Origin of the sequence: Bacillus timonensis, from assembly GCF_004799755.1 — a bacterium.
In the GTDB taxonomy this organism is placed as follows: Bacteria; Bacillota; Bacilli; order Bacillales; family Bacillaceae_L; genus Ferdinandcohnia; species Ferdinandcohnia timonensis_A.
This window is the reverse complement of the sequence record NZ_SLUB01000040.1, coordinates 14,472-38,726: the sequence shown is the minus strand read 5'-3', so window position 1 is coordinate 38,726 and position 24,255 is coordinate 14,472. Positions and strand designations below refer to the sequence as shown.

Below are 24,255 nucleotides of genomic sequence, written 5' to 3'. Positions count from 1 at the left end.
AGATGTGTATAAGAGACAGCTACCCAATATGTCTTATCAATTTTTTCTAACACTTTTCTTCCCCTCCCTATGCATGTTATCTCGTAATATTATTTACGGATAATAATTAGGAAAAGTTTCATTTTTCTAAAAATGTCATACTTTTTAGATGAAGAAATAACAGTTGTTTCGGCATTATAATTATCATTAAACTTAGCCAAATGATTAGTGAGTTGTCTTGCCATTAGCGAGGAGCTACTGAAAATAAATAAACGGAGGTTTTCCGCTTAAATTCCGATTGGGGTTCGGATTGGGCTATATAGGAGGAGGATTTCCGGTTATCCAAAGCAAAAGCTCTTCTTTTGCATATTTTTAGACTCATAAGCGGAATCTCTCCGTCTATTAAGGCTAATTTCAGTGATTTTTACTTAAAAGACGGAGTTTCTCCGTTTATTCATCGGCCTGGGTGCTTAGCCTGTTCCCACAACCGATAAGGTAGGTGTTTTGTCAAAAAGGAAAATGACGTGTGCCCATTCACACGTCATTTTCAATGTCCAACCACTTCTAAGAAATTGGTTTGGAATGATTCTTCTTTTTCGAATTGCATTTCTTGTTGCTGCTCGATTTCAGTTCGTCTTGCGACTTCGAATTCTTTTAATCTTGATTCGCTAAAATCTCGATCGATTAAAGCTTGCTCGAGGATAGGGGCTAAAACATGTGCATCTTTAATTGCACAGTTAATTCCAATCGCAGCCGTTGGTGTCATCGTATGAGCTGCATCACCTAGGATGACAAGACCATCTTTCACCCACGTATCTGCTTTAGAACTGAACACTTTTAAACAAACAAAGTTTTTCCAGGATTGGATATGCTCACGAACGATTGGTTCTAATTCTGGAAAACTTATTAAAAGTGGTTCTAAAAATGGCTCCAGCGGTTGCTTACGCAACGTATTAAATGTGCCTTCTTCAATGTTCCAGCCGATTTGAATCAAGCCACCTGTTTGAGTGAACAATGCAAGTTGATGACCATTGACAAGAACCATTTTGGTTGAAGGCACCCAACCAGCAGGTGCAGGGATTTTAGCCCAAAGCACATCATAACCATGTGTTTCCTCTGAAGCGACAATGCCCGCAAGTTTTCGAACAGTTGAATAACGACCATCCGTGCCCACTACGATTGAGCTTGAGATATTAATTTCTTGTCCATTCTGTTTTGCTTTTACACCTGTATAGTTTCCTTTTTCGTCCTGAACTAACTCATTAACACTAGTGTTTAAAAGCAGTTGATAATTAGGAAACTGCGCTGCTTCTTTAGAAACTGCAGTTAAAAAATGTGGCTGTGGAATATGGATTCCAATATGATCCTCATCTGTTGGGGTAATTGATTTAACAATGTTACTTCCATATAAATACTCAACCTTTTTCATTTTTAATAATCCTAATGCCTCTATTTTATCAAAAAGTTGATGTTCTTTTAAAATGGCCTCGGTTTCTGCGTTAATATGCTCACCTCTAAATTCACGTTCATTTCCTGAAGTGCGCTCAACAACAATGGTGGATATCCCTTTTTCAGCTAATAAATAGCCAAGCAAAGCACCTGCAGGACCTCCGCCGACAATACAAACATCTGTCTGTAGATTCATGTTTTCACCTTCTATAGTAATCGTATGATGAAATAAGTTTCCTAATAGAAAACAAAGTTCACTAAACAATAATTAAATGATAACAACCATGCATTATTTGGTCAACTGATATTCATTTCCAGTCAAGATTGTCATACTATTGACATTAACTATGTAAAATGAACTAATCATTGAATATATAAGGAGGGACGTGATTGCGATTTCTACTATTAATTGTGTTTGGCTTTTCTATTATGTTAACGAGTTGTGGAAACCAACAAACTACACCATCACAACAACAAGAGAGTGACAAAAACGCAGAGCCTTTTGAGGTTGATACAGCAACTTATGAAAACGGACAGGTAACAATTCACTATCCTCAGCTTACAAACATGCAAAATAAAGATCTGGAACAACGTATCAATACTCTCATTAAAGATGATGCCATTCTTTTTCTGAGCCAATATCAGGATAGTAATGCTCCACTCAAAATGGATTTCGAGGTCATACTACCAGAGTCAGATACTTTCACTGTTCAATATACCGGTACTTATAATGGTGGTATGTATCCAACTCATCTTCTATTCACTACCAATATTAATTTTAAAAAAGGTGAAAAAATCAGGTTATCCAATTTATTTGTAATTGATGAAACGTTTATTGAAGCCTTAAAAAATGCAAAGTATATGGATTGGGAGAATCCACATGAGCCAAATAAAGAAAAACAAACTGCTATCATCGAATACTTAAAAACGTATAATAACCAAGATCTCATCGCGGCATTTACTAAGGCAGATCACCCAGACCCAAACGAAAATCCATATGGAGTCTTTTCTTACATTTTTAATCATACAGTCGTTATAAGTATGCAAGTCCCACATGCGCTTGGAGACCATGCGGAGTTTGAAGTGGATATGGGTGAGTTGGAGAGGAAATAGGTTTCTATTTTTAATTTAAAAACAAATGCAGTGGGGTTAAAACCTCCACTGCATTTGTTGGATTTTTCCCACTGAATAGTAGGCTCTTATTAAAAAGTTACAGATTGTTTTTACCAATTAAAATGTCAAAATCAATTGTAATTTGAACTGATTCCTTATTTAAAAAAGTTATCACTTTCTCTTTTTTTGACCATGTCATTGGTGTCATCTGAATTAACCATTCAATTGCAGGTTTATCAAGTATTTTGGTATATGTTAACCTTTTTTGATCAACAAATCGAAAGTTCTCTTGAAATCTTTTTATCGTATTCATATTCGAATAGGAACGGTTGGCAAAGATTCGTTCCCGTAATTCTTTCAAATAACCACTTGAAGGAACAACTTTAATGACAACTCCATTTGTCTTCAGTAGTCTATTACATTCAGTATAATTTGATGGAGACAAAATATTGAGAATGACATCAAATGTTACATCCTGGAACGGTGTGTTTGCAAGGTCTGCCATCGCCCAAATCTTATCGTTATAATTTTTAGAAGTTGATTTAATACCTTCCTTAGAAATATCGATTCCTACTCCAACAACATCTTTATTTACGATCATACTAATATTATTCAGGTGCGAGCCTTCACCGCATCCCATGTCAAGAATAGAAATTGTATTTCCTGAATATGCATTGATAATGTCTGCAATTTCATGATTTAAAGGCTCGAAAAAACCTTCATCAACTATAAGATTTCGTCTCGCTTCAAAGAGTTCCTTGTTGTACTTTCCATTTACCGGACGAGTCATAAAATTGACATATCCTTGTTTCGTAAAATCAAACGTATGGTGATTGGAGCAGATAAAGCTTTTAGACTCCATAACCTTCATGGTCGAATGGCAAATAGGACAAGCAAACATCGCTTCAAACTCTTTTACATAATTTGCACTTAGTATTCTTTTATTCTTTTGTAACACAAAAGCCACCTCATTCATTCGTTTTTAGAAAATGAAAAAGGCATAGACAAATAAACCCTCACCTTCTGTTCAAAAAAAATGAGTGGGGTCTGATACTCGTCTATACCCATCTTATCTATAACGAATGAATTGAATAATCATAGAAAATGACTCCCTTGTCCTGGTTTAGGAAAATCCCCATTTTTATGGTAACAGGGCTTTAGATGTAAATCAATCTACAATACTATCCAAAACCTCTTTTCGATATTTTGTCAAATTCCTAAATGACAAGCTTCTTATCGTTTGTGCTAGAATATGAATATATCAACTTTGAATGCGGTTACAAAATAAAAGGAGCGATCGACAATGAAGGTAAGAGATTTCATGATTACTAAAGTATTTACCGTCAAACCTTCCAATACTGTCAAAGAATTGTTACTAATTCTTAAAACAAATCGAATTGGCGGTGTACCAGTTGTAGATGATCAAGGACATCTAGTTGGGATGGTCTCAGATGGTGATGTATTACGCTACCTAACTCCAAAACCTATTGGGGTTGCTGGGATGGTTTATATAATAGAGGATGGGGAATTGGAAGATGTATTGCGAGAAAAGTTGGCTACACCTGTAAAAGAAATAATGACGAAGAGAAATATCATCTTTGTCTCACCTGATGAAGATTTTGAAAGAACCATGCGACTATTATCAAAACATCGTTTCAAAAAGCTACCTGTAGTCAATGGGGCTGGACGGGTCATAGGAGTTATTAGCAGAGGGGACGTTATTCATAATTTAACGACTAAAATTATCTCATAAAAAGAAAACCATTCGCAAAAGTTTGATTTTACGAATGGTTTCCTGAGTAGTAAAGTTGATTCTACAATTGTTCTGGTTCTCGTGTTACTAAAACATCACATTTCGCCGAACGTACGATAGCGCCAGAAACAGATCCGGTAATAAAACGTTCAACTGCATTCAGCCCTGTAGCACCACAAACAATCAGATCCGCATCGATAAAGTCTGCAACTTCATTCGTAATCATTGTTTTTGGGGAGCCATATTCAATGACTGCCGTCACATCTGAGAGACCTTTTGACTTTGCTTCTGCTTTATAATCATTAACTAACTCTTCAGCGAGCTGCTGGGCACGATCAAGCATAGAACGATCGAAACCTTTGTATGAATTAGTATTGATTACATTTACAATGGTTAGTTTTGAACCCTTATTACTTTTTGCAAGATCGATTGATTTGCGGAATGCGTACTCCGCTTCTTTGGAGCCGTCTACAGCTACTAGAATGTTTCTATACTGATTTCCCATTTGCCATTATCTCCTTCTAAACGCTTAACAGCTTTTCTATAATCTGTTAGTTTCGAACAGGTTCTGTTGCTTTTACTGGTGATGCTGCTTTTTCCTTTACGCTGGATCCCTTTTTTACAAATAAAGATAAAATGAATGTTACAACTGAAATTCCAGTAACAAAATAAAATGCATATCTTACACCGGCCGCTAAAGTTTCTGGCTCTGTTGCGCCTGAAAAGTCAGCAACGTAACTGTTTTGACCAGCTGTAAATAATGTAATGGCAATTGCCGTACCCGCTGCCCCCGCTACTTGATTTAACGTATTCATGGCAGCTGAACCATCTGCGTATAATTCGCGTGGCAACTGGTTTAGTGCGTTAGTTTGTGATGGCATCATGACCATCGTTATTCCAAAGAAGAACAACATAAATGCTACAATGATTTGCCAACCAGGTGTTGTAGCCGTTATTACAGATGCAAACATGAAATTTGCAATTAGAATAACAATAGAACCAATAATAACAAAAATACGTGGCCCGAATTTGTCAAATAAAGTACCAACTATGGGTGACATAACCACATTGACTGCATTACCAGGAAGTAATAATAAACCAGCCACCGCTGCACTATATAATAAAGCATCCTTTAGATACATGGGCAATAGAATGCCCGCTGATAAAATCATTAGAATGCCGAGGAACATCATTGCAGTCCCCAAAGTAAACATCGGGAACTTAAATACACGTAAGTTCACCATAGGCTGCGCCATTTTCATTTGACGAACCCCAAATAATACAAGTGCGATTATTCCCACTAGTAAAGGTGCCCAAACTTTAGGTGATGAGATAGCTGCTTCGGCCATCGTTGCTAATGCGTAGATTAAACCTCCAAAACCGAATGTTGATAAAACAACCGATGAATAATCGATTTTCGGTTTCGTAATTTCTGAAACATTTTCAATTTTAACTACAGCAATAAGCGTTAATAATACATATAAAATAGAGCTAATCCAGAAAATATATGGCCAGCCTAACGTACTAATAATGACCCCCGAAAGTGTTGGACCCAATGCAGGGCCTAATGTAATAACAAGTCCCATGATCCCCATTACAACTCCACGTTTATGAACAGGGAAAATAATTAATAGAACACTCGTCATAACTGGTATTAAAACACCCGTTCCGATTGCCTGCACAATACGGCCTACTAATAGTATTGCAAAATTGGGAGATAGAGCAGCGAATACTGCTCCAAATAGTGAAATAACTAATCCACCGATCACTAATTGTCTCGTAGTGAACCATTTCATCAACAGTGCAGAAATTGGGACTAATATTGCTAATACTAATAAATATCCTGTTGTTAACCATTGGGCAATAGCGGGTTTAACCGAAAATTCACCCATAATATTTGTTAATGCCATGTTTAATGCTGTTTCACCAAATAATCCTATAAAAGTACCGAACATTAAAATAAATGCCATTATTTTTGGACTTTTGACTTGTAATTGTGTGTTCATAACAATCTCCTTTTTCTTTGATTGACCGCTTTCGGTCTATTTTTTTGCATAATAAAGGCCAATCCCCACTTCTTATGAGCTTTGCTCATGAAAAATAGGAATTAGCCGTTTTTTCAAAAACCATATTATTTAGTTTTGAAACTCCTGTAATAAATTTGGTACTACTAGAGAAATTGTTTTGAGTGGGAAGCTTGATTTTTGTGTTAAACAAAGCATCATTCCACCCTCAACCGTTGCTACCATGGTAAGAGCAAGTGATTCAGCTGCTTCTGTCGAAAAACCATCTTCTACTAACTTGTTTGTATAAATACTCTGCATTTTTGCATATAAAAGTGAACATGCATGACGGACTGGTTCGCTGAGTGAAGCCATTTCACTAACGATGCTGCTAAACGTATATCCAGCAATCGTTCCTTCCGTTTCAAAATGAACGATTAATTGATCGATCATCGCATTTATAGCTTCTTTTGTAGTCGGGTACTGATTAAAAATGTTTTCAATATCCTGTGTGATCACATCATTCAAGGATTCCAGACAAGCAATTAGTAATTCTTCTTTTCCATTTGGAAAGTGATGATATAAAGACCCTTTTGAAATATTGCATGCTTTTAAAATTTCACTTAAGCCTACACCTATATATCCTTTTTGTTGGAAAAGCTTTGTCGCGATTTCGATAATTCGCGTTTTTGTATCCATCCCCGTAGTACACCCCCACCATACCAACCGGTCTGTTTGTAACTTTACCAAAAATTTTTTCCTATAGTCAAGTGTTTTTTTCACTACGTTTAAAGTGTTAACTTATTTCAGGCGGATATGATGTCACGAAAATAACAAAAAAACGCTACTCATGTATTTTTTTGTCATTCTGGATGGTCTGTTCATTACCAGTAAGCTGTTGGAGTATATTCGATTGCAGTTGGTTTAACATTTCCTCTAATTCTCCGTGTGTTACTGGCTTAGCATGTTTCGTTAACTCATATCCCAGTTCCCCATTAATCTCAATTGAGGCAGTTTTAATATCGGAGATTGAAGAAATTCCATTTTGTCGTATTCTTGCCTCCAGCTGTTCCACAGTCATGCGGAGTTTTTTTAGATTGTAGGAATTTATGATTCCATCCTGTATAACCGGTGTTGGCTTCCCTATAAATAGTTTTTCAATACTATTAAATTTACTTGTTAAAAATTGAATAAGTAAGAGCAGTGCTACTAGGGAACACAAAGCAAATATTGTTTTAAGCAAGTCATTCTCTGAAATAGCATGGCCGATTGTTGAGGCCATTGCTAAAATTGTTATTGTTTCTAAGCTTGTCATTTCAGCCATTGTTTTTTTACCAGCAATTCGAAATAAGAAAAATCCAGTAAATAAGATTGCTACTGCTTCCCAAATATAAGTCATTTCATCCCTCAATCTTAACAATAATAAACGTTGCTATTAAATTTCCCTTTATCTTCTAAAAAATTCTTCTTCGTATCCATCACAATCTATTATTAGCCTGCATCAACTCATATATCTTACGAGCCGTGTTGACATTTCTGACTGTAATTTGTTTGTATATCTTAGTTCCAATGATCTTGGACATCCCGCTTTTTGTTACATTTTTCTTATCAACGGACCATAGAATTGCACCAGGGACATATTTCACCGTATCAATGTTTGGCTTGATGACCAAATTCTCTAGTACAGATTCATCATCAATTTCATCCCATAAAAACATGACATCACTTTTCATATCTTTGTCATTTTTCCACGAGTCGGGTATTGCGTTAATGATTCTTGTGACATCATCCAGACTACGAACGACTACTTTAATTTGCATTCCAAAATCATGATGTATCGCTTCCTCCAAATGACGTGAGAGTTCTGTTTTTGATTTTCCTTTGTTTGAAAAAATAATATTACCTGTATTGATATATGTCACCACGTCATTCATTCCGACTTGTTCAAAAGATTGTTTAAGCAACTTCATATCTATTTTATTTTTTCCACCAACATTAATCCCCCGTAAAAGTGCAATGTAAATCATAACCATCCTCCTCCCTACATATTTACTTAATAATTAGTTATTTAAAGGTACTTCAATCAACCCTTATATATTTCTACTAGATTATCGGAATTAACCGTAATTCTACTATCGTCATGTGTGAGAATTTCAATAGGATAGACAGCAGATATCTTATCAGAGAAAATCCATCTTCTCCCTGGCTGATTAAGGATAATGAATATTCCCTTAGTTTTTTCTCCCATAAAATTGAGTGATGTTTGGCTCAATGATTCGTTGTTTCGCTCATGTATACCAATCTCAATCAACCTATTTCCAACACTTACAGCATCATCTACAGTTAGACCGGTTTCACTAATGTTTATCACATTTTCTATCGAGAATGGCTTTGTTTCCTCTTCGGAAGTATTTCTAGAAATAAACTCGACAATATTCCCAGCAGGGTCATAGAAATACAAAGCATGTGCATCAAAGAAGGAAAAATAGGCTTCATCCTCTCCATCCTCGACATTCAATTCGACTCTCTCTTTCACCCATAACTTTGCTTCTTGAAACTGGTTTGATGGAATAGTGAACTACCCCTCCTTATCGACCTTACGGTCTGATTGAAGAAGGGGCTTCTCGGGAACTAGATACTTTTGTTAGCTATCTATATTTACCAAGCTATGAGGGTAGTCCCTACCCCTATGGAAGATACCATTTACATGGCTAGTTTTAGCAAGTTGATACTTGCATTTATATCCCTGTCATGATGGCTGTTGCACTCTGGGCAATCCCATTCACGAAGGTTTAGATTTTTTACTTCCATGTTCTTGTACCCACAACAAGAACATAGCTGACTAGAAGCATAATTCTTAGGTGCGATTATCAAATCACGACCTTTCCAAACGGCTTTATAGTTAAGATATTCTCTGAATTTAGACCAGGATACTTCGCTGATGGCTTTTGCTAACTTATGATTCTTTTGCATATTCTTCACTTTTAAGTCCTCAATCACAATAACTTGGTTTTCGTTTGTGATTTCGTTACTGATTTTGTGAAGAAAATCATTCCGTTGGTTAGCGATTTTTTCGTGAAGTTTCGCAATTTGCAATCTAATCTTATTGCGATTGCTTGAACCTTTCTTTTTACGTGACAAAGAACGTTGCAAGAAAGCTAATCTTTTTTCAACTTTACGCAACCACTTAGGGTTTTCATATTTCTTGCCATTGGATAATATCGCAAAGTCTTTTAAGCCGACATCAATACCGACCCTAGTATCAATCTTAGGAAATAGCTGTTCATTTTCTTCCACCAAAACAGAAGCAAAGTATTTGCCTGTCGGCGCTTGAGAAATGGTTACGGACTTAATCAAACCTTGGAATTGTCTGTGTTGCTTGATTCGTACCAATGTTTTTAATTTTGGTAGTTTAATATAGCCCTTTTCAACGAAAACAGTTCCCTTTTGATTATTCGTCTTGTAGCTACGATGATTGTCTTTTTTAGCTTTGAATTTTGGGAACCCCACTGATTTATCACGAAAGAAATTAGCATAAGCTTTATCTAAATTTATTTGGGCATTCGCTAGAGCAAGGCTATCTACTTCTTTTAAGAAAGGGAATTCAGCTTTATATTGCGCTGGTGTAGGAAATTTGATAGATTTATCTGCTTTTTCTTGTGACTCGTTGTAAGATTTTATTCTATCAGCAAGCATTTTGTTATACACGAAACGTACACATCCAAAGGTTTTCGCAAAGAATATGCGTTGTTCTTTATTCGGATAGATACGATACTTGTATGCTTTCAACATTGCCTACACCCCCTTTTGTCCTTGAGTTTCAATATACTGTTTTAATACTTCTAATGGTGCACCACCCACTGTTAGCAGGCAATAGCTTTGTGACCAGAAGTATTCTTTCCATAGCTTTTCTCTGATTTCAGGGAATTCGTTTTTGATTTTTCGTGAACTGGCACTCTTATAGGCGTTGATGAACTTAGATAGTTCTGTATTGGGTTTAGCTGTAAGGAGAACGTGAACATGGTCAATATCATGATTCCATTCTGTTACGGTGATATGATACTTTTCCCCAATATCTTCAAATATGGTGTTCAATCTAGTTGAGATAGTATCGTCAATGACTTTTCTTCGGTATTTTACAACCATAATAAGGTGGTAGTTCAGTTTGAATACTGAATGATTATTTGTGTCTAGTTTCACTTTATCACCTCTTTATTTCAATATACGACTGAATAACAAGAAGTGCAAACAATAATCCTTTAGGCTATCGCTTAACCGACATTCATCCCCTCCCTACTCATTGGACTTCTCCCTTCACATTCCTTGAGGAAGGGGAATTCTGTCGGATTACGTTAAATGCAAAGTGGTAATAAGGATTTCCTTTGACGTTCTCCGAGGTAAATTCTAACTCACTTGAACCAACCGCAATGCGAAAACTTTTTGTATCCTCTTTTAGTAAAGGAAATCCAAAAAGGTCCACATAGAACCTCTTCATTTCATTGATTCGATCTGTTTGTAAAATGATTAATTTTATGTTCATGATTAAGACACTCCTTACATACTATTGATTCATTACAGAAAAACCGATCCATCCAATTAGGATAAAGTTTGGTGCAATCAGCAAGAGGGATAACCATTTTATTCTTTTGGCAAGGGATACTGCAGCTCCCACATAAAAAAGGGGAAAGACGAGCCCCCAGATTTCAAACCGTGGTGTAGCTGCTAAATATAGTGCCATTGGTAATAGTAAAATTGAAGAAATCACAAGCATCGATGGCTTTTTTAACCGTACCGCTAAAATGGATAGAATAAGGGAACTAATCATAAATGGCCAAAATAGAAATTCCATAAATACCTCCATTCCTCCCAAAAGGAATTTGTCTCATATCATTAATTTTCAACAAAAAGAAGTGCTAATCCTGCTTTGATTAACACTTCATTAAACCGCTTACGTTTTTAAAATGAGCAAAATGATGAGGAAAATAATAAGCACAATCATAAAAATCGTGCCTAAACTTGCGCTGTACACGATATACACGTTCACATGTAGAATGACATGAACGATTAAGACGATGAGCAGCAAAATTAACAATAAAATGGCTGAATGTATGTTCTTTTTCCTATTCAAAGAATCAGCACCTTACTGAAAAAGATTAGGAGGGGTGTATTATAACGTTTATTCTTTATGTAATAACATTATTCATAATCTCCCTTATTCAAAGTGCTTCTTCTATGAAGCCTACGTGTTATTTCAGCCTCTAAAATTGCTCATTCCTTCATAGGTAAGTATGGGAACGCTACCTTCTAAATCCACCTTCAGTATTAATGATTTGCCCAGTAATCCACGCCGCTTCTTCAGTTAATAACCAAGCAATAAGTCGTGCAGGATCTTCAGGTTGTCCCATTCGCCCAAATGGAAACATTGGTTTCAGATTTTCCCACAGTTCCTTGGTCATATACCCCGTATCTACTGGTCCCGGGTTTACAGTATTGACGGTTATGTTTTGATCAGCCAATTGATCTGATATCGTTAACGTAAGATCAGCGAGCGCTCCCTTGGATGCGACATAGGCCATTTCACCATGTATTGGCCCTAGCCTTTGACCCGAGCTCATGAAAATGATTCTGCCTCCTCCTAATGTAGGGTCATGTTGATTCGCAAAAGATTGTGCCAGTAAAATAGATGAGCGTGCATTAACTGCCCAATGTTTATCCAACATTTCAACTGTTAGTTCACCAAGTGCCCCATCGCTTCCACTCATTGCATGGTTACAAACAAGTGCATCCAGATGCCCACAGGTCTTACTGATTTCATCCATCACCCTTTGTGGTTCTTCAGGGTTTAAAAAGTCCCCACTTATATCAAATAGGGATGCATCATCTATTAGTTCAGCTTTAATGCCTTTGATTACTTCTTCTAAATCATCTGCTCCCCAAAATTGTTCTCTATCGTGAGGCTGAAAATGATGAATAATCACAGTTGCTCCCCATGCTGCTACTTGACGTGCTATCGCATATCCAATTCCTTGGCGACGGCTAACTCCTGTTACTAGCACTTTTCGATTTTTAAGTGGGTATTGGTCTCGAATGAATTGACTCATTATTCGTGACCTCCTTTTTGTTAGATAAGAAACTTCATTATTCCTCCTTTAAAAGTAGCATAATCTTCCAGATTTAGCACCCATTTCTGTCGGAAATCTCGGTTAGTTAAGACAATTAAAAATCTCAAAGAATGTTAGAAATTCTGCATTCTTCGGGATGATTTAATTTAAGCCTTCACTGTTTTATTTGCTTTTAATTTTAGCACCCACTTTGTAATAAAGTGAGTAACAAGCACCATTAAAGTATTAAGACCTATGATGACGATTGAGAACAGCACATAAGCAACTAGTAGCCACCCAACTGCTTCAGCTTGCTGCCCGCCTTGGTTAGCTACATAAAACACATAGCTTATAATCACGATTATCTGGACTCCGGATGCTAAAATACAATTGATCGCAAAAAACTTATCTAATCTCTGACTCATTATGGTAGCTCTAACTTGTAATGGAATTCCAACAACTGCAGGGCTTAAGATTACCATGTAAAATAAGAAACCCTCTATCAATTCTCCCATGTTTTACCTCCAAGTAACGTTCTTCTTCTCTTCTTTAACTGCTAGAATTTGAGTTTCACTTCCATGTTTTTTCCGGATGCTTTTCCGAGCCTTCGCTGGTGTTCTAGCGTTGATAGATTCAAGTTGTGCCTTTCCGTCTACCTCTATTTCGACAAGGAAGCATTTAGCCCCACATCTCATGAGAACCTCTCCTTCCCTTTCTGTTTAATAATAGCTGGTATCGTTAGTAATAGTAGCAAAACCCCGACAACTAAATATTTCCCCTTTCCTTCATAGGAAATCATAAGTATTAGTTCCCAATAGTTTCTTGGGCCTGAGTTCGCATCTTCACTATACGGATAATCAAAAATAAAAGGTAAGATCCCAAAAAATGATATTAATAATCCGATCACCAAGAATAAGATTAAAATTTTCCTCATCTCACACCTCGCATTCAAATGGACTCGTTTTTTTGCGTTGCCAGCTAAATATTTGCGTCTTTTTCTGCTTTTTTGCGTCACCCGCTCATTATTTGCGTCTTTTTCTGCTTTTTTGCGTTCCAGCCCAATTTCCGCGTAATTCATTCCATTTTGAACCAATTTTAACACAAGACTTCCATTCTCATTGATATAATTCCATTTGGCCGCCAAATCAGATAAAAAGAACCATGACTTTAGACCCTTTTTATTAATTAAAATAGTTTCATATACTTGAATCAAAAGGAAATTTAAGGGAGTTATGAATGAATGAACTAAATTGGCCGAAGTTATTTGCCTTTGCAGCATTTTTATTTATCATTTATACGATTTTTGATAACGTTCAGGAGCATCAAGTCTTTCTTGAAAAAGCAGAGCAAAATCAGATTGAGGAGAGGGTTTGGCGTAAATTTGTCGTGAACGATTTGTTAGTAGGGCCAAGGTTTTCCGTTCAAATCGGAACGTTACCTGAAAGCAGTATTCCCACAAAACATAATGACTCGATGATTACAATTAGTCAGGAATTATTTGAACAGGTGGACGCTGGAGATACGATTTCCGGATATGAAGTAGACGGAAAATTTTACACAGAAACTCTTTTGAAAGAGGAAGTGAAATGGTTTTATATCTTGTTAACCGTCTTTAGTCTGTATCCTATTGGCTATATTTTATATTGGCTATTCAAAATTAACATAATATGGAATTTGTGCTCTAGCATTTCAAAACGCTTATACCTTGATAAAATGGCTGGTTTTGTTCTCTCAATTTTGATATTTGGCGGCTTGATTGTATCGCTTCTTCTCTTTGTTTCGACTGATACAAAATCAGCGATTGAAAATGGTCATGAAAAATATTTTGGAAAAAATCATGCTGAAACAACTGCTCTTATTATGGAACATGGGTATGATCGGAGAACATCAACGTACAATAGAAGCGATTATTACATCTCGATGTTGTATACACCCGAAAATCAAGATACCATTTTTATCGTAAAAGGTGTGACTTGGCATACGTATAACAAATACAAGGAGAAAATGCCAATCGTTTATAATGTTGATAATCCCTATCAGGTCTATGCCAAAGAAATGGATATTGCAGACTATCTCGATATCCTTATGACGGAAACCGTGTTTCTTACATTATTATCCGTTATTCTAATCGTTTTATTAAGTTCAATCCCGTTCCTGCTATGGAAACAGAAGCAACGCAAATCGCAAAAGGACCATCCAGTTTAGACATGGATGACCCTTTTTTACTCTTACTCTCTTTCTCTAGCTTTTTGAGTATCACGAATGTTCTTTTGAACGGTAATGGCTGCAAATACACTAAGAACAAAAGCCATTCCGTAAAATCCTTTTTCACTTAAAACAATACTTCCTGCGTTGTATAAACCAATCGCCATTAATGAAATTGACACAATCAGGGCAACCCAGCTAATCCCATAATAAATACTTGTAACTGGAATTCCCTCTTCTTTATCCCTCACTGCTTTTTGTAAAGAAACAGCTGAATAAAGACCAAAGATTAAAATAGCAAAATAATAGCCTTTTTCATTTAGTTCCATTGCTGCGTTAAACAAGCCGATGAGATAAGCGGAAACACCCACTAATAACGCTCCCCACGAAGCTCCTTTAAAGGCTGCAGTCGGTTCCCCTTCTTTCCGCTCAATCTTCACTTTCGGCTTTTCTTGTTTTTCTTTATCCACAAAAACCTCATTCTCCATTACTTTGTCCCCTCCAATTTTCAACTAAAAAGGAAGCACTGCAGATTCCCTGTCGTGCATAAATCCATTATACAAAAACCCCTTACAAAAAATGAGTATTTTTTCATTCATTTCCAATTTAAGTTTCTAGGAATCTACGTACTTTTTTAATAGCCTGTAACCACCAACGATTACAAAGGAAATGAATCCCAAAATGATGAAAAGTCGAATCATAAAATGATCAATCACATAAAGAGCAAAAACCATGGTTATAAGAAAAATACCAACTATTGCCCCAAATTTCGTATAACGAATCGCATCATCTGAAAACTCCGGTTCTTCTTTGTACATCCATCTTTGCCCCAGTAACATACTTTCCTCTGGATTAAAATAAGTCCAAATCAGCATTGCATATATAGGGATCATAAAAATAAAAAGCATAATGGCACCTGCCAATACAGTCCCCCCTTGAAATGGTATGACCTTTTCTATGTTATACGTTTCAATTCGTTAATTGGTTTCGAATTATTCTGTCTTTCTTGGGGGCAGTAGATTCGTTACACTTCACTTCGTTCTATTTAAAAAACTCTAACCACCACGGATAATCATATTGCCCTTTTGAAACTTGAAAAAAGTGTCCCATAAATCGGCAGGTGAACGTTGCCATAATGGTCAAGGACTTTCTCCTTTGGGGCATAAGTTGACAATATATAAAAATTGATTCGTTCTATTTCAAATTCTACATTTTCATTGAAGGAATCTGCTTGTTCTTCACTAAAACTTGTATATTCGATATAGTCCTGTTGAGTTGGGTTTTTAACGAAGGAAAGTATTAAAAAAAGAATAAATAACACGACCAAAATATATCTCTTTTTACCCTTTTTCATTGACCTGTTCTCCTATTTTACTTTTGAATTTTACGTTGTAATAGATGAGCCAATCCTAAAAAAATTAAGATGCTAAAGGTGACTTTGATGATAGATGTTTGCTCCAAGAGTGGAGTATGTGTTGCGCGATCCGATGAAAAAATGGACCACCAGCTTGGTTCTGGAAACAGGTGTGAAACTACAATCCAAATACAATAGAAAAATATCACGGTTAACCAATATACCTTCATGGGATCCCCTCACTACATAAAATATTGGTCCATACCCCATTACATCCATGTACGAACCCGGAGCTTTTCTAAGTTGATCAATCGATGATATTGAGATTAATAGAATATGAAATGTGAAACGATAAAAAAAACGATGATTGAAAGGATCGCCCTACTCCATGTTGCTTTTTTACTTACGCCAGCTTTTGATTCTAAATAATTGATGTAATTAATGGTGAATAGGAAACCACACAATACAAGATAAAACGTTGGTAGATCCCCATCACTATCAAATAGATTAACAGCACCCAATAAGATTAAAATAGTCCCCGTTCCACCAAAAAACATGCTTATGTACGAAACCTTTTTTGCTTCTTTCACAATATAATCCCCCATACTATACAGCACTATAAAATTGGCAAAAAAATCTAATTTTATTCCTTTCAATTTTAGCACACTTCAATACCAAATTATTACATCATTTCCATACTCTAAGAGAACATTCTATACGTGCAAAACCGCTCAGGGCAATTACCCATTTTCTTTGTTGAACGTGGCAATTTGAATCTAGGTGAGTATACTGTAGGGAATCTACACATAAAGAAAAGGAGAATGAAGATGGATCATCTGAATATTTCTAACGTAAATGCGTTACAAAGTGTTTACACGGCACCACAGCCAACGTATGTAGCTCCACAACCAACTTATGTGGCACCAAGCTACATTGAACCTAGTTATGGTTATGGATACGCTTGTCCTCAACCTTGTCACAATACCTTTGTATTAGTCGTTGTGTTGTTTATTTTATTAATCATTATAGGTGCTTGCTACTTTCCTAGATGCTAAATAAAAGTGCTCCTTCTAAATAACACCACACAAAAACAAGAACATATTAAACGATATGTTCTTGTTTTTTTAAAAGGAGCTTATGGAAGTTTTATCAACGAAAAATAGTGACGAAGTTCGCTTTCAGTAAGGGATATACTTTTTGTTAAATCTTTCGTTCTCATAACAAACTCCTTAACCCCTATGAACTCGGATTCTGCAATTAAGTAAAATTGGGTTCCTTTTTCATATCCTCTAAACTGCTTTTTAAGTATAAATAATTCCATAAATAACTCCCTGTTTCCTATACTTTGAGATAATTTCATTTTACATGATTCTGATTAAATTCCTACTAAAATATCTCATTTCCTCCAACTCATACTAGTGCATATAAGAACTTACTTCACCATATAATGGATTAGGACAACCAGTCTTTAAAAATTGGAGGGATCATTCTGGATAACCATGAAAAAGATTCTCAAGCGAAGTCCGATAATAGGAATTATATAAGAGTGAATAACAACATTAATTTTTCGGTCAATTTTGGCGATTCATTAAATTTACTGGCATTAATTGCAGGCCTATTTTTCATTAAAACACTCTCGAAAAAGAACAAATTGAAAAAGGAAAACAAAAGAAAAAAGGCGTTGATCCTTCCATAGATCAACGTCTTGCGCTATTGCCGCGGTGCAAATAACATGACCGATACACCAATAATACAGATGCCAGCACCTAACAAATCGTATAAATCAGGTGTTTTTTTATCAATCCCCCAGCCCCATAGGACTGACAGCACGATAAAAAGTCCTCCATAGGCAGCATAAACTCTTCCGAATGATGGGAAGGTTTGGAAGGTTGCAATCACTCCATATAGAGCTAGAGCAATTCCACCGCCAATTCCCCAATAGTAAGGCTTCCCTTCTCTTAACCAAAGCCAAATTAAATAACCTCCACCAATCTCGGCAATACCTGCTAGTATAAAAAAGAAAATTGCATGAAAGATTTAAATCACGTCCTAGTTCTGTCTATTAAGTATATTTATTATAACAATTATGGACGTTATTTCTAAAGTATTGAAACTCTACTTCAAATTAAGATTATTTTTTGAACTTACTCTTTAATCACTTTATTCAACTTCAATGGCGTGATCGTCCCTTGATGAAAATACAGTTGCCACCTTCCATCTATATGTTTCCATATGGAGCTCCGTAGGGTATTCCGGTTCCTCGTCTTATCTACAATGAAATATGTAGTTAAAACAACATCTGGTGCTAATGGATGGATTTCATAGTTATGGAGAGACATTTCCGTTAAGGCTACTCCGGAGTCAAGGCATTCTTTTTTATTAAACATATAGCCCGAACTACCAATCTCAAAAAAATCATCTGCTAGTATTTTATCTAACTCTTCACGACTTTTCCGAACTTCATTGTTTATGTGCATTTCCTCTAGTTCTTTTAAATGATGCTTTAAGTGTTGGTTCATTTTCTTTCAGACCCTTTCCTTATATCTTCTAACCACCCTATTTAATTAAACCAATGAAGAACTCATCCTTCCCATAATAATAATTATTCATAAGTCTTTTTTTCGACAAAATGGTATATTACTAGGAACACATAACTTTTTGAAACCTTTTATTACATTCCATGCCTCTAATAGGTGAAAGGAGGTTAGCTAATGTCGAATTCTACGAAATTAGCTGAGTTGGCCATTGCTGGTGACAAACAAGCATTTGAACAACTCATTAAATTTGAAAGTGAAAAACTATATAAAATTGCCTATCTTCATATGCGGAACAAAGATGATGCACTGGATATCATACAGGAAGCTACCTATAAAGCCTATATTTCCATACACCAGCTAAAATCACCTGCTTTTTTCAGTACTTGGCTAGTGAAAATCTTAATGCGAACAGCCTACAAAGAACTTGCACGTAAAAAGAAGGTGGTACAACTACCGGAAGAGGGATTAGATTATCTCATTGAATCGAGTCAAGCCCAAGAACAAAACCTGTTAATCGATTTATCGGAGGCACTTGAGTCGTTAAATGGGAACTATCGAAATGCAATCCTGCTTTTCTATTATTATGATTTACCGATTCGAACGATTTCTACTGTTCTAGATAAGCCACAATCTACGATTAAAACGTACTTACGTCGTGCAAAAGCTGAATTAAGAAAAACATTAGGGGCTGATTATTATGGGAAAAGATTTATTTAATGAGATGGAGATTCCAACACACGAACTACATTCAGCAATTGAAAAAGGTATTGAACGTGGGGACAGGTTTCGCAAAAAAAGAAAATACATACAGCCATTAAAAAGAACATCCCTCATTACATCTGGGGCTGCTGCTGTCCTCCTTGTGTCAGGATTTATTTTTTCACCTATTAATCAGGTTCTAGCGCAGGTGCCGATTATTGGAGGGATTTATGAAAATTATCAAATGCCAATCGGTCAGAATTTGGCAGCGGAACAATTGATTACGGAAATCAATGAAACAGTTGAAAATAATGGGGTCAAAATGAGTATTACATCCATTTTTTATGATGGATCCTATGTTGGCTTAACCTTTAAAGCTGCTGGTGAAAACTTATCCGATACATTTGGTGGGGAAACAGGACCTGAGCCCGGTTACGCCTATGAGATGTTCGACGGAAAGGATGAATCAGGATGGGGAGGCGTTATGGGAACATTAACAAAACAAGGAAACGACTATGTCGGTGCGATGATATTAGAAACCCACAACGTGAAAAATTCTGAAGAGTTAACACTCCCGATTACATTTACACATATGGCAGGTGTTCAAGGCGAATGGTCATTTAACCTTTCCGTTAAGAAATTGCCATCTCGAGAAATTGAGTTGAATCAAACCCTTTTTTCTTCAAACAAGGAATATAGTGTCCACTTCAATGATATTAACATTGGAAAAACAAACGCAATATTAACCTATGAACAGTTAGAAACAGCTGGTATTGAAGGTGAAAATTTGCAGTTTGATATCGTTGATAATCAAGGTGAAAAATTATCCCTAAATACCGTTTCTAATTCTAAAATCATATTTGAAATGGATAGCAAAAATCCACCGAAAATTATTCAGGTGAAGCCTACTTATAAAATCGGTAACGAAAAAATTGAATTAGGTACATTAAAGATTAATTTAAATTGAGTTAAATTCAAAATCCAGACTGATAGTGGTCCGAATTTTGAACAATAAAAACCTTCAATCCCAATCGAGATTGAAGGTTACTTTTTCATGATTAATTTAGGACAAGTTCCTTTTCTACTTTTGCTTTTTTTTCGATTAAACCAAGAGCTTCTCCTGAAGATGCATTGATCTTTTCAAGAAGTTCTGGGTTCTCCATGAGGGATAGCCCAAATGAAGGAATCATGTCTTTGATTTTTGGCTCCCATTCTAACATATGCTCTGGGAAGCACTTTTTGATCACTTCGAGCATAACATGAACAGCGGTTGACGCACCAGGTGATGCACCTAGTAAAGCGGCGATGGAGCCATCAGCTGCCGTAATGACTTCAGTACCAAATTGGAGCGTACCTTTGCCGCCAGCTTCAGTGTCCTTGATTACCTGAACACGTTGACCAGCCACCACTAAATCCCAATCTTCGCTCTTTGCGTTGGGGATGAATTCGCGTAATTCTTCCATACGCTGTTCCTTCGTTAACATGACTTGCTGGATCAAGTATTTGGTTAATGCCATTTCTTTTACACCTGCAGCTAGCATCGTTAACAAATTATCAGGTTTTACAGATGTGATTAGATCTAGGTTTGAACCTGTTTTTAAGAATTTCGGAGAGAAGCCCGCAAATGGTCCAAACAGCAATGATTTCTTATTATCGATGTATCTTGTGTCAAGATGCGGAACAGACATAGGTGGCGCACCGACCTTTGCTTTTCCGTATACTTTTGCGTGATGCTTTTCAATCACTTCAGGATTATTACATACCATGAAAATTCCACTCACTGGGAATCCACCAATATGTCTTCCTTCAGGAATACCGGATTTTTGGAGTAAATGAAGACTTCCGCCTCCACCTCCGATGAAGACAAACTTCGCTTTATGGTGTTCAACCGCACCAGTAGCTTGGTTTTTTACCTTTAAATCCCATAAGCCGTCGCTTGAACGTTTTACATCTTTGACACCATGGTTGTAATTAATTTTTACATTCTTATTTTTTAAATGGTCAAACAACATGCGTGTTAAATTTCCGAAGTTAACATCTGTTCCTGTGTCTGCTTTAGTAGCTGCGATTGGTTCAGTAGATGTGCGATCTTTCACAATAAGTGGTATCCATTCCATTAATGTTGAAGGATCATCGGAATATTCCATCCCTTTAAACAACGGAACTTTTGACAGCGCTTCAAAACGTTTCTTTAAAAAAGCGACATCCTTTTCACCTTGCACCATACTTATATGCGGGAGTGGCATGATAAAATCTTGCGGGTTGCGAATGAGTTTGTTCTTCACAAGATATGCCCAAAATTGCTTGGATACTTGGAATTGTTCATTTACATTAATTGCTTTTTTAATATCTAATGTTCCGTCTGGTTTTTCAACGGTGTAATTTAGCTCGCACAGTGCAGCATGCCCTGTCCCAGCGTTATTCATTTCGTGAGAGCTTTCCTCTCCTGGCTTGTCGAGCTTTTCAAAAACGGTAATGTTCCATTCCGGCGCTAATTCCTTCAAGAGTGTTCCTAATGTCGCACTCATGATTCCAGCGCCTATTAAAATGACATCTGTTTTATTTTCTATGTTGCTCATGTTTATCAACCTTTTCTTCATAAAATTTAGACAAAAAAGATGAATGCGGTCACAAAATCAGACACGCCATTGTCAGACAACCTCTTTTTTCACCTTCATCTTCGCCATATCAGAATGACAATTTTTTAGATTAATAATTCGATATTATATGATAATTATAGGCTATTTAAATGTTGAGTAAAAGTGAGAAGTTCATCCAGAGGATCACAGGAATCCGACAATCCATCTTGCCTCTTTTATTAAGCTCAAAGGAAGAACTCATACTTATTAAACTCTAATTCTTCACTTTTATCATTATACCACGTAAAAACTGCATAAACATCAGGTAAGAGTAAAATTAATCATAATAATTTGATAAGTGGGAGCGCTTTTTTAATGGTTTGCAGATATCCCATCATCAATTATCCTATTTTGTCGTCATTATTTTTGGTTTGTCAGCAATAATTCTTTTCTATCCTTTTAAAAAGTAAAACCTGCATTTCTTTAAAAATGCAGGTTCACTGAAAATATTGGTATGCTTTAATGGCAATCCAGACGAATAGGAGTGCCCATAGTAGAAGAATAAGCACCCCTGCAACCCAATTTTTCGGTTTACCATTTTTTGTTAATTCTTCTGCTTTTACTTCACAGTCCGCGATAACAGCCTTCGGAATCATCTTCATGGCAAACATGATTCCGATTGGTACAAGAATGACTTCATCCAGATATCCAAGGATGGGTATGAAATCCGGAATGAGGTCGATGGGACTGAATGTATAAGCCACCACCCCGGCTGTAAAAAGCTTTGCATACCAAGGAACTCGTGCATCTTTGTATGCAAAGTATAGGATATATATTTGTTTTTTTAAGTTCTTTGCCCAGCTTAAAATTTTTTTCATAGGTTCACCTATTGATTTGGATTCAATATTTTATTCCTTTAGCTTTGAGATGTGATTTACTTTATAACTTTCCCTACTTTTACCATTTTAGTCCTGTTTCAACGGTTCCAACAATTCAATCAGTTCAGGAGTGAACCCTTTTACAGCACGATCGCCCACGACTGTTACAGGGACACCTAGGAATCCGTAGCGTTCCACTTCCTTTTGGTAAACTTCATTTTCTGCAATATTTCGAACGTCAAATGGAATCCCATTTTCAGTAAGAACTTTTTTTACAAACGTACATTCAACACAATCATTTGTCGTGTAGACTATTACTTCATTTGCCATTTGGTGATCTCCTTTATTCTGCCGGTGGGCCAAATTTTCCTGCATGGAAGTCGCGATAGGCTTGTTGGACTTCTTCCATTGAGTTCAATACGAATGGACCATATGCTACAATCTCTTCCCTTAATGGAACACCTGAGTAAACAAGGATTTTGGCGCGACTGTTTGCATGGATGTTAAATTCGCTTTCGTTTTTACCATTTTCGTTGAAGGTAAGCGTTGCTGCCCCTGTTTTTTTCAAACTTGTCTTACTTTCACCAAGCTCTAACTCACCAGAAAGCACGTAAACAAAAGCATTATGATTTTCAGGTAAAATGTGTTTATAAGTGGCTCCACTTGCTAGCGAAATCTCAGTCATGGTAATAGGCACTAAGCTATTCATCGGTCCTTTATCACCTGCAATTTCGCCAGAATAAACCTTCAATTCTCCACCTTCGACTTTAATACATGGAACATCCTCTAGGTAAACATTTTGATAAGAAGTTTTCGTGTTTTTTAAGGATTGTGGCAAGTTCAACCATAGCTGAAGTGTATGTGCGATGTCATTGTCAACAGCTTCTTCTGCATGTCTTGCCCCGCTGCCCGCATTCATATACTGAACGTCACCAGCCTCTAACACCGAATGACCGCCATGGTTGTCGATATGCTCCAATCTACCATCGATGACATATGTGATTGTTTGGAAACCACGATGTGGATGGTCAGAAAACGTCCCACGTTTAAACCAATCCTCTGCCATAAGTAAAAACGGATCAAATTCCTCAAACCGATTCGGAGGCAACACAAAGCCTTGCTGCACATGGGGATAACCATTATTGTTGTATTTTATATACCATTGATCCTTTATCTCTCTTTTAAAAAGGGAACTCATATCGTCCACTCCTCATTCATGATCTTCACAGTCTTTTCTATTCCATTTTATTTTGACATGTTAGGATGATTTGTACAAAATTTACGCTTAACTTTAACTGGAATATTTACCCATACATTCATATAATGGACTAAAGAACCTGCTTTAATCAGGAGGAGAATTGAATATTGATCATATTGGCACTATCGTTAAGCCTTCTGGGAGTTCTTGATAGATTAGTAGGAAAAATATTAGAACCGGGATATGACGTAATGGAGTCAGAGGGAAGGTGAAATATCGGGAGTAGTTTGATAATTTTAATCCCAGCTACGATTTGTATTTTGGTGTAGTTTTTACCAGAGGAATCTTTATTATTGAGGCGTACACATACTACTTTTAGTGAGGAAATAAATGAGTTATTAGAAGTA

Annotated in this window: 35 protein-coding genes; 6 read left to right on the top strand and 29 right to left on the bottom strand. The window is 36.4% G+C overall.

The genetic code is table 11. The annotated features are described in order from the left end of the window. Positions 1–526: 526 nt before the first annotated feature. Positions 527–1,624 (bottom strand): FAD-dependent monooxygenase, encoded by a 1,098-nt coding sequence (locus E1I69_RS17750; protein WP_136380895.1) that lies wholly within the window; start codon positions 1,622–1,624, stop codon positions 527–529. A gap of 194 nt (positions 1,625–1,818) precedes the next feature. Here E1I69_RS17750 and E1I69_RS17745 point away from each other — a divergent pair, with 194 nt between their 5' ends. Continuing rightward, positions 1,819–2,541: a DUF4163 domain-containing protein gene (locus tag E1I69_RS17745; RefSeq protein WP_136380894.1), complete on the top strand. Its 723-nt coding sequence runs from the start codon at positions 1,819–1,821 to the stop codon at positions 2,539–2,541. A 97-nt stretch (positions 2,542–2,638) separates the two neighbouring features. Here the strand turns inward: E1I69_RS17745 and E1I69_RS17740 are convergent, their stop codons facing one another. Then, positions 2,639–3,499 (bottom strand): putative RNA methyltransferase, encoded by an 861-nt coding sequence (locus E1I69_RS17740; protein ID WP_242634629.1) that lies wholly within the window; start codon positions 3,497–3,499, stop codon positions 2,639–2,641. A 345-nt stretch (positions 3,500–3,844) separates the two neighbouring features. Between E1I69_RS17740 and E1I69_RS17735 the strand changes: the two genes are divergently transcribed. After that, positions 3,845–4,294 (top strand): CBS domain-containing protein, encoded by a 450-nt coding sequence (locus E1I69_RS17735; protein ID WP_136380892.1) that lies wholly within the window; start codon positions 3,845–3,847, stop codon positions 4,292–4,294. A 61-nt stretch (positions 4,295–4,355) separates the two neighbouring features. Here E1I69_RS17735 and E1I69_RS17730 read toward each other — a convergent pair whose 3' ends face one another. The 15 genes from E1I69_RS17730 to E1I69_RS17665 all read right to left on the bottom strand — a co-directional run bounded on the left by E1I69_RS17730 (position 4,356) and on the right by E1I69_RS17665 (position 13,500). Beyond that, on the bottom strand, positions 4,356–4,799 hold the full coding sequence (locus E1I69_RS17730; RefSeq protein WP_136380891.1) for a universal stress protein: 444 nt from the start codon (positions 4,797–4,799) through the stop codon (positions 4,356–4,358). 46 nt (positions 4,800–4,845) lie between these two features. Next, positions 4,846–6,300: a DHA2 family efflux MFS transporter permease subunit gene (locus E1I69_RS17725; RefSeq protein ID WP_136380890.1), complete on the bottom strand. Its 1,455-nt coding sequence runs from the start codon at positions 6,298–6,300 to the stop codon at positions 4,846–4,848. 129 nt (positions 6,301–6,429) lie between these two features. Beyond that, the gene (locus E1I69_RS17720; RefSeq protein ID WP_136380889.1) at positions 6,430–6,996 is read right to left on the bottom strand and encodes a TetR/AcrR family transcriptional regulator; all 567 of its coding nucleotides are present in this window, start codon (positions 6,994–6,996) and stop codon (positions 6,430–6,432) included. Positions 6,997–7,141: 145 nt separating this feature from the next. After that, positions 7,142–7,696 carry a DUF421 domain-containing protein gene (locus E1I69_RS17715; RefSeq protein ID WP_136380888.1) on the bottom strand — a complete coding sequence of 185 codons (555 nt, stop codon included), beginning with the start codon at positions 7,694–7,696 and terminating at the stop codon, positions 7,142–7,144. 79 nt (positions 7,697–7,775) lie between these two features. Further along, positions 7,776–8,324, bottom strand: a complete 549-nt coding sequence (locus E1I69_RS17710; RefSeq protein ID WP_136380887.1) for a DUF1697 domain-containing protein — start codon at positions 8,322–8,324, stop codon at positions 7,776–7,778. 56 nt (positions 8,325–8,380) lie between these two features. Further along, positions 8,381–8,815: a hypothetical protein gene (locus E1I69_RS17705; protein ID WP_242634628.1), complete on the bottom strand. Its 435-nt coding sequence runs from the start codon at positions 8,813–8,815 to the stop codon at positions 8,381–8,383. 185 nt (positions 8,816–9,000) lie between these two features. Next, on the bottom strand, positions 9,001–10,089 hold the full coding sequence (gene tnpB, locus E1I69_RS17700) for an IS200/IS605 family element RNA-guided endonuclease TnpB (RefSeq protein ID WP_136380886.1): 1,089 nt from the start codon (positions 10,087–10,089) through the stop codon (positions 9,001–9,003). A gap of 3 nt (positions 10,090–10,092) precedes the next feature. Further along, positions 10,093–10,497: an IS200/IS605 family transposase gene (gene tnpA / locus E1I69_RS17695; RefSeq protein WP_136380885.1), complete on the bottom strand. Its 405-nt coding sequence runs from the start codon at positions 10,495–10,497 to the stop codon at positions 10,093–10,095. A gap of 97 nt (positions 10,498–10,594) precedes the next feature. After that, positions 10,595–10,837, bottom strand: coding sequence for a VOC family protein (locus E1I69_RS17690; RefSeq protein ID WP_207308567.1), 243 nt, complete (start codon positions 10,835–10,837; stop codon positions 10,595–10,597). Between the two features lie 21 nt (positions 10,838–10,858). Then, on the bottom strand, positions 10,859–11,146 hold the full coding sequence (locus E1I69_RS17685) for a hypothetical protein (RefSeq protein WP_136380884.1): 288 nt from the start codon (positions 11,144–11,146) through the stop codon (positions 10,859–10,861). Between the two features lie 99 nt (positions 11,147–11,245). Further along, the gene (locus E1I69_RS17680) at positions 11,246–11,425 is read right to left on the bottom strand and encodes a hypothetical protein (RefSeq protein WP_136380883.1); all 180 of its coding nucleotides are present in this window, start codon (positions 11,423–11,425) and stop codon (positions 11,246–11,248) included. 169 nt (positions 11,426–11,594) lie between these two features. Then, entirely contained in the window at positions 11,595–12,398 is an 804-nt protein-coding gene (locus tag E1I69_RS17675) for an SDR family oxidoreductase (RefSeq protein ID WP_136380882.1), read from the bottom strand. A gap of 167 nt (positions 12,399–12,565) precedes the next feature. Beyond that, positions 12,566–12,913 carry a hypothetical protein gene (locus E1I69_RS17670; protein WP_136380881.1) on the bottom strand — a complete coding sequence of 116 codons (348 nt, stop codon included), beginning with the start codon at positions 12,911–12,913 and terminating at the stop codon, positions 12,566–12,568. Positions 12,914–12,916: 3 nt separating this feature from the next. Next, positions 12,917–13,093 carry a hypothetical protein gene (locus tag E1I69_RS24740; protein ID WP_165439168.1) on the bottom strand — a complete coding sequence of 59 codons (177 nt, stop codon included), beginning with the start codon at positions 13,091–13,093 and terminating at the stop codon, positions 12,917–12,919. After that, positions 13,090–13,500: a hypothetical protein gene (locus E1I69_RS17665; protein WP_161974928.1), complete on the bottom strand. Its 411-nt coding sequence runs from the start codon at positions 13,498–13,500 to the stop codon at positions 13,090–13,092. The genes E1I69_RS24740 and E1I69_RS17665 overlap by 4 nt, the downstream gene beginning before the upstream one ends. Before the next feature lie 134 nt (positions 13,501–13,634). Here E1I69_RS17665 and E1I69_RS17660 point away from each other — a divergent pair, with 134 nt between their 5' ends. Continuing rightward, positions 13,635–14,603, top strand: coding sequence for a hypothetical protein (locus E1I69_RS17660; protein ID WP_136380879.1), 969 nt, complete (start codon positions 13,635–13,637; stop codon positions 14,601–14,603). Positions 14,604–14,626: 23 nt separating this feature from the next. Here the strand turns inward: E1I69_RS17660 and yiaA are convergent, their stop codons facing one another. The 5 genes from yiaA to E1I69_RS17635 form a co-directional block, all read right to left on the bottom strand. After that, positions 14,627–15,091, bottom strand: a complete 465-nt coding sequence (yiaA, locus tag E1I69_RS17655) for an inner membrane protein YiaA (RefSeq protein ID WP_136380878.1) — start codon at positions 15,089–15,091, stop codon at positions 14,627–14,629. 126 nt (positions 15,092–15,217) lie between these two features. After that, complete coding sequence (locus E1I69_RS24840) at positions 15,218–15,526, bottom strand: hypothetical protein (protein WP_207308566.1); 309 nt, start codon at positions 15,524–15,526, stop codon at positions 15,218–15,220. Positions 15,527–15,675: 149 nt separating this feature from the next. Continuing rightward, entirely contained in the window at positions 15,676–15,957 is a 282-nt protein-coding gene (locus E1I69_RS17645) for a hypothetical protein (protein ID WP_136380877.1), read from the bottom strand. A 17-nt stretch (positions 15,958–15,974) separates the two neighbouring features. Then, a complete protein-coding gene (locus tag E1I69_RS17640) occupies positions 15,975–16,187 on the bottom strand; it encodes a hypothetical protein (RefSeq protein ID WP_136380876.1) in 213 nt (70 codons plus the stop codon). A 96-nt stretch (positions 16,188–16,283) separates the two neighbouring features. After that, positions 16,284–16,547, bottom strand: a complete 264-nt coding sequence (locus tag E1I69_RS17635) for a hypothetical protein (RefSeq protein ID WP_136380875.1) — start codon at positions 16,545–16,547, stop codon at positions 16,284–16,286. 237 nt (positions 16,548–16,784) lie between these two features. Here E1I69_RS17635 and E1I69_RS25300 point away from each other — a divergent pair, with 237 nt between their 5' ends. Next, entirely contained in the window at positions 16,785–17,012 is a 228-nt protein-coding gene (locus E1I69_RS25300; RefSeq protein ID WP_136380874.1) for a YjcZ family sporulation protein, read from the top strand. Between the two features lie 80 nt (positions 17,013–17,092). Here E1I69_RS25300 and E1I69_RS17625 read toward each other — a convergent pair whose 3' ends face one another. From E1I69_RS17625 to E1I69_RS17615, 3 genes are all read right to left on the bottom strand, one after another. Further along, positions 17,093–17,278 carry a hypothetical protein gene (locus E1I69_RS17625; RefSeq protein ID WP_136380873.1) on the bottom strand — a complete coding sequence of 62 codons (186 nt, stop codon included), beginning with the start codon at positions 17,276–17,278 and terminating at the stop codon, positions 17,093–17,095. A gap of 389 nt (positions 17,279–17,667) precedes the next feature. Further along, entirely contained in the window at positions 17,668–17,994 is a 327-nt protein-coding gene (locus tag E1I69_RS17620) for a YnfA family protein (protein WP_136380872.1), read from the bottom strand. A gap of 107 nt (positions 17,995–18,101) precedes the next feature. Continuing rightward, positions 18,102–18,476, bottom strand: coding sequence for a DUF4440 domain-containing protein (locus tag E1I69_RS17615; RefSeq protein ID WP_136380871.1), 375 nt, complete (start codon positions 18,474–18,476; stop codon positions 18,102–18,104). 192 nt (positions 18,477–18,668) lie between these two features. Between E1I69_RS17615 and E1I69_RS17610 the strand changes: the two genes are divergently transcribed. Both E1I69_RS17610 and E1I69_RS17605 read left to right on the top strand, forming a co-directional pair. After that, positions 18,669–19,211, top strand: a complete 543-nt coding sequence (locus tag E1I69_RS17610; protein ID WP_136380870.1) for a sigma-70 family RNA polymerase sigma factor — start codon at positions 18,669–18,671, stop codon at positions 19,209–19,211. Continuing rightward, complete coding sequence (locus E1I69_RS17605) at positions 19,192–20,160, top strand: DUF4179 domain-containing protein (RefSeq protein WP_136380869.1); 969 nt, start codon at positions 19,192–19,194, stop codon at positions 20,158–20,160. The genes E1I69_RS17610 and E1I69_RS17605 overlap by 20 nt, the downstream gene beginning before the upstream one ends. A 91-nt stretch (positions 20,161–20,251) precedes the next feature. Here the strand turns inward: E1I69_RS17605 and mqo are convergent, their stop codons facing one another. From mqo to E1I69_RS17585, 4 genes are all read right to left on the bottom strand, one after another. Continuing rightward, positions 20,252–21,793 carry a malate dehydrogenase (quinone) gene (gene mqo, locus E1I69_RS17600; protein ID WP_207308565.1) on the bottom strand — a complete coding sequence of 514 codons (1,542 nt, stop codon included), beginning with the start codon at positions 21,791–21,793 and terminating at the stop codon, positions 20,252–20,254. 476 nt (positions 21,794–22,269) lie between these two features. After that, positions 22,270–22,650, bottom strand: coding sequence for a YkvA family protein (locus E1I69_RS17595; protein ID WP_136380868.1), 381 nt, complete (start codon positions 22,648–22,650; stop codon positions 22,270–22,272). 87 nt (positions 22,651–22,737) lie between these two features. Continuing rightward, positions 22,738–22,980, bottom strand: coding sequence for a glutaredoxin family protein (locus E1I69_RS17590; protein ID WP_116353313.1), 243 nt, complete (start codon positions 22,978–22,980; stop codon positions 22,738–22,740). Between the two features lie 13 nt (positions 22,981–22,993). Beyond that, positions 22,994–23,848: a pirin family protein gene (locus tag E1I69_RS17585; protein WP_136380867.1), complete on the bottom strand. Its 855-nt coding sequence runs from the start codon at positions 23,846–23,848 to the stop codon at positions 22,994–22,996. Positions 23,849–24,255: the final 407 nt, after the last annotated feature.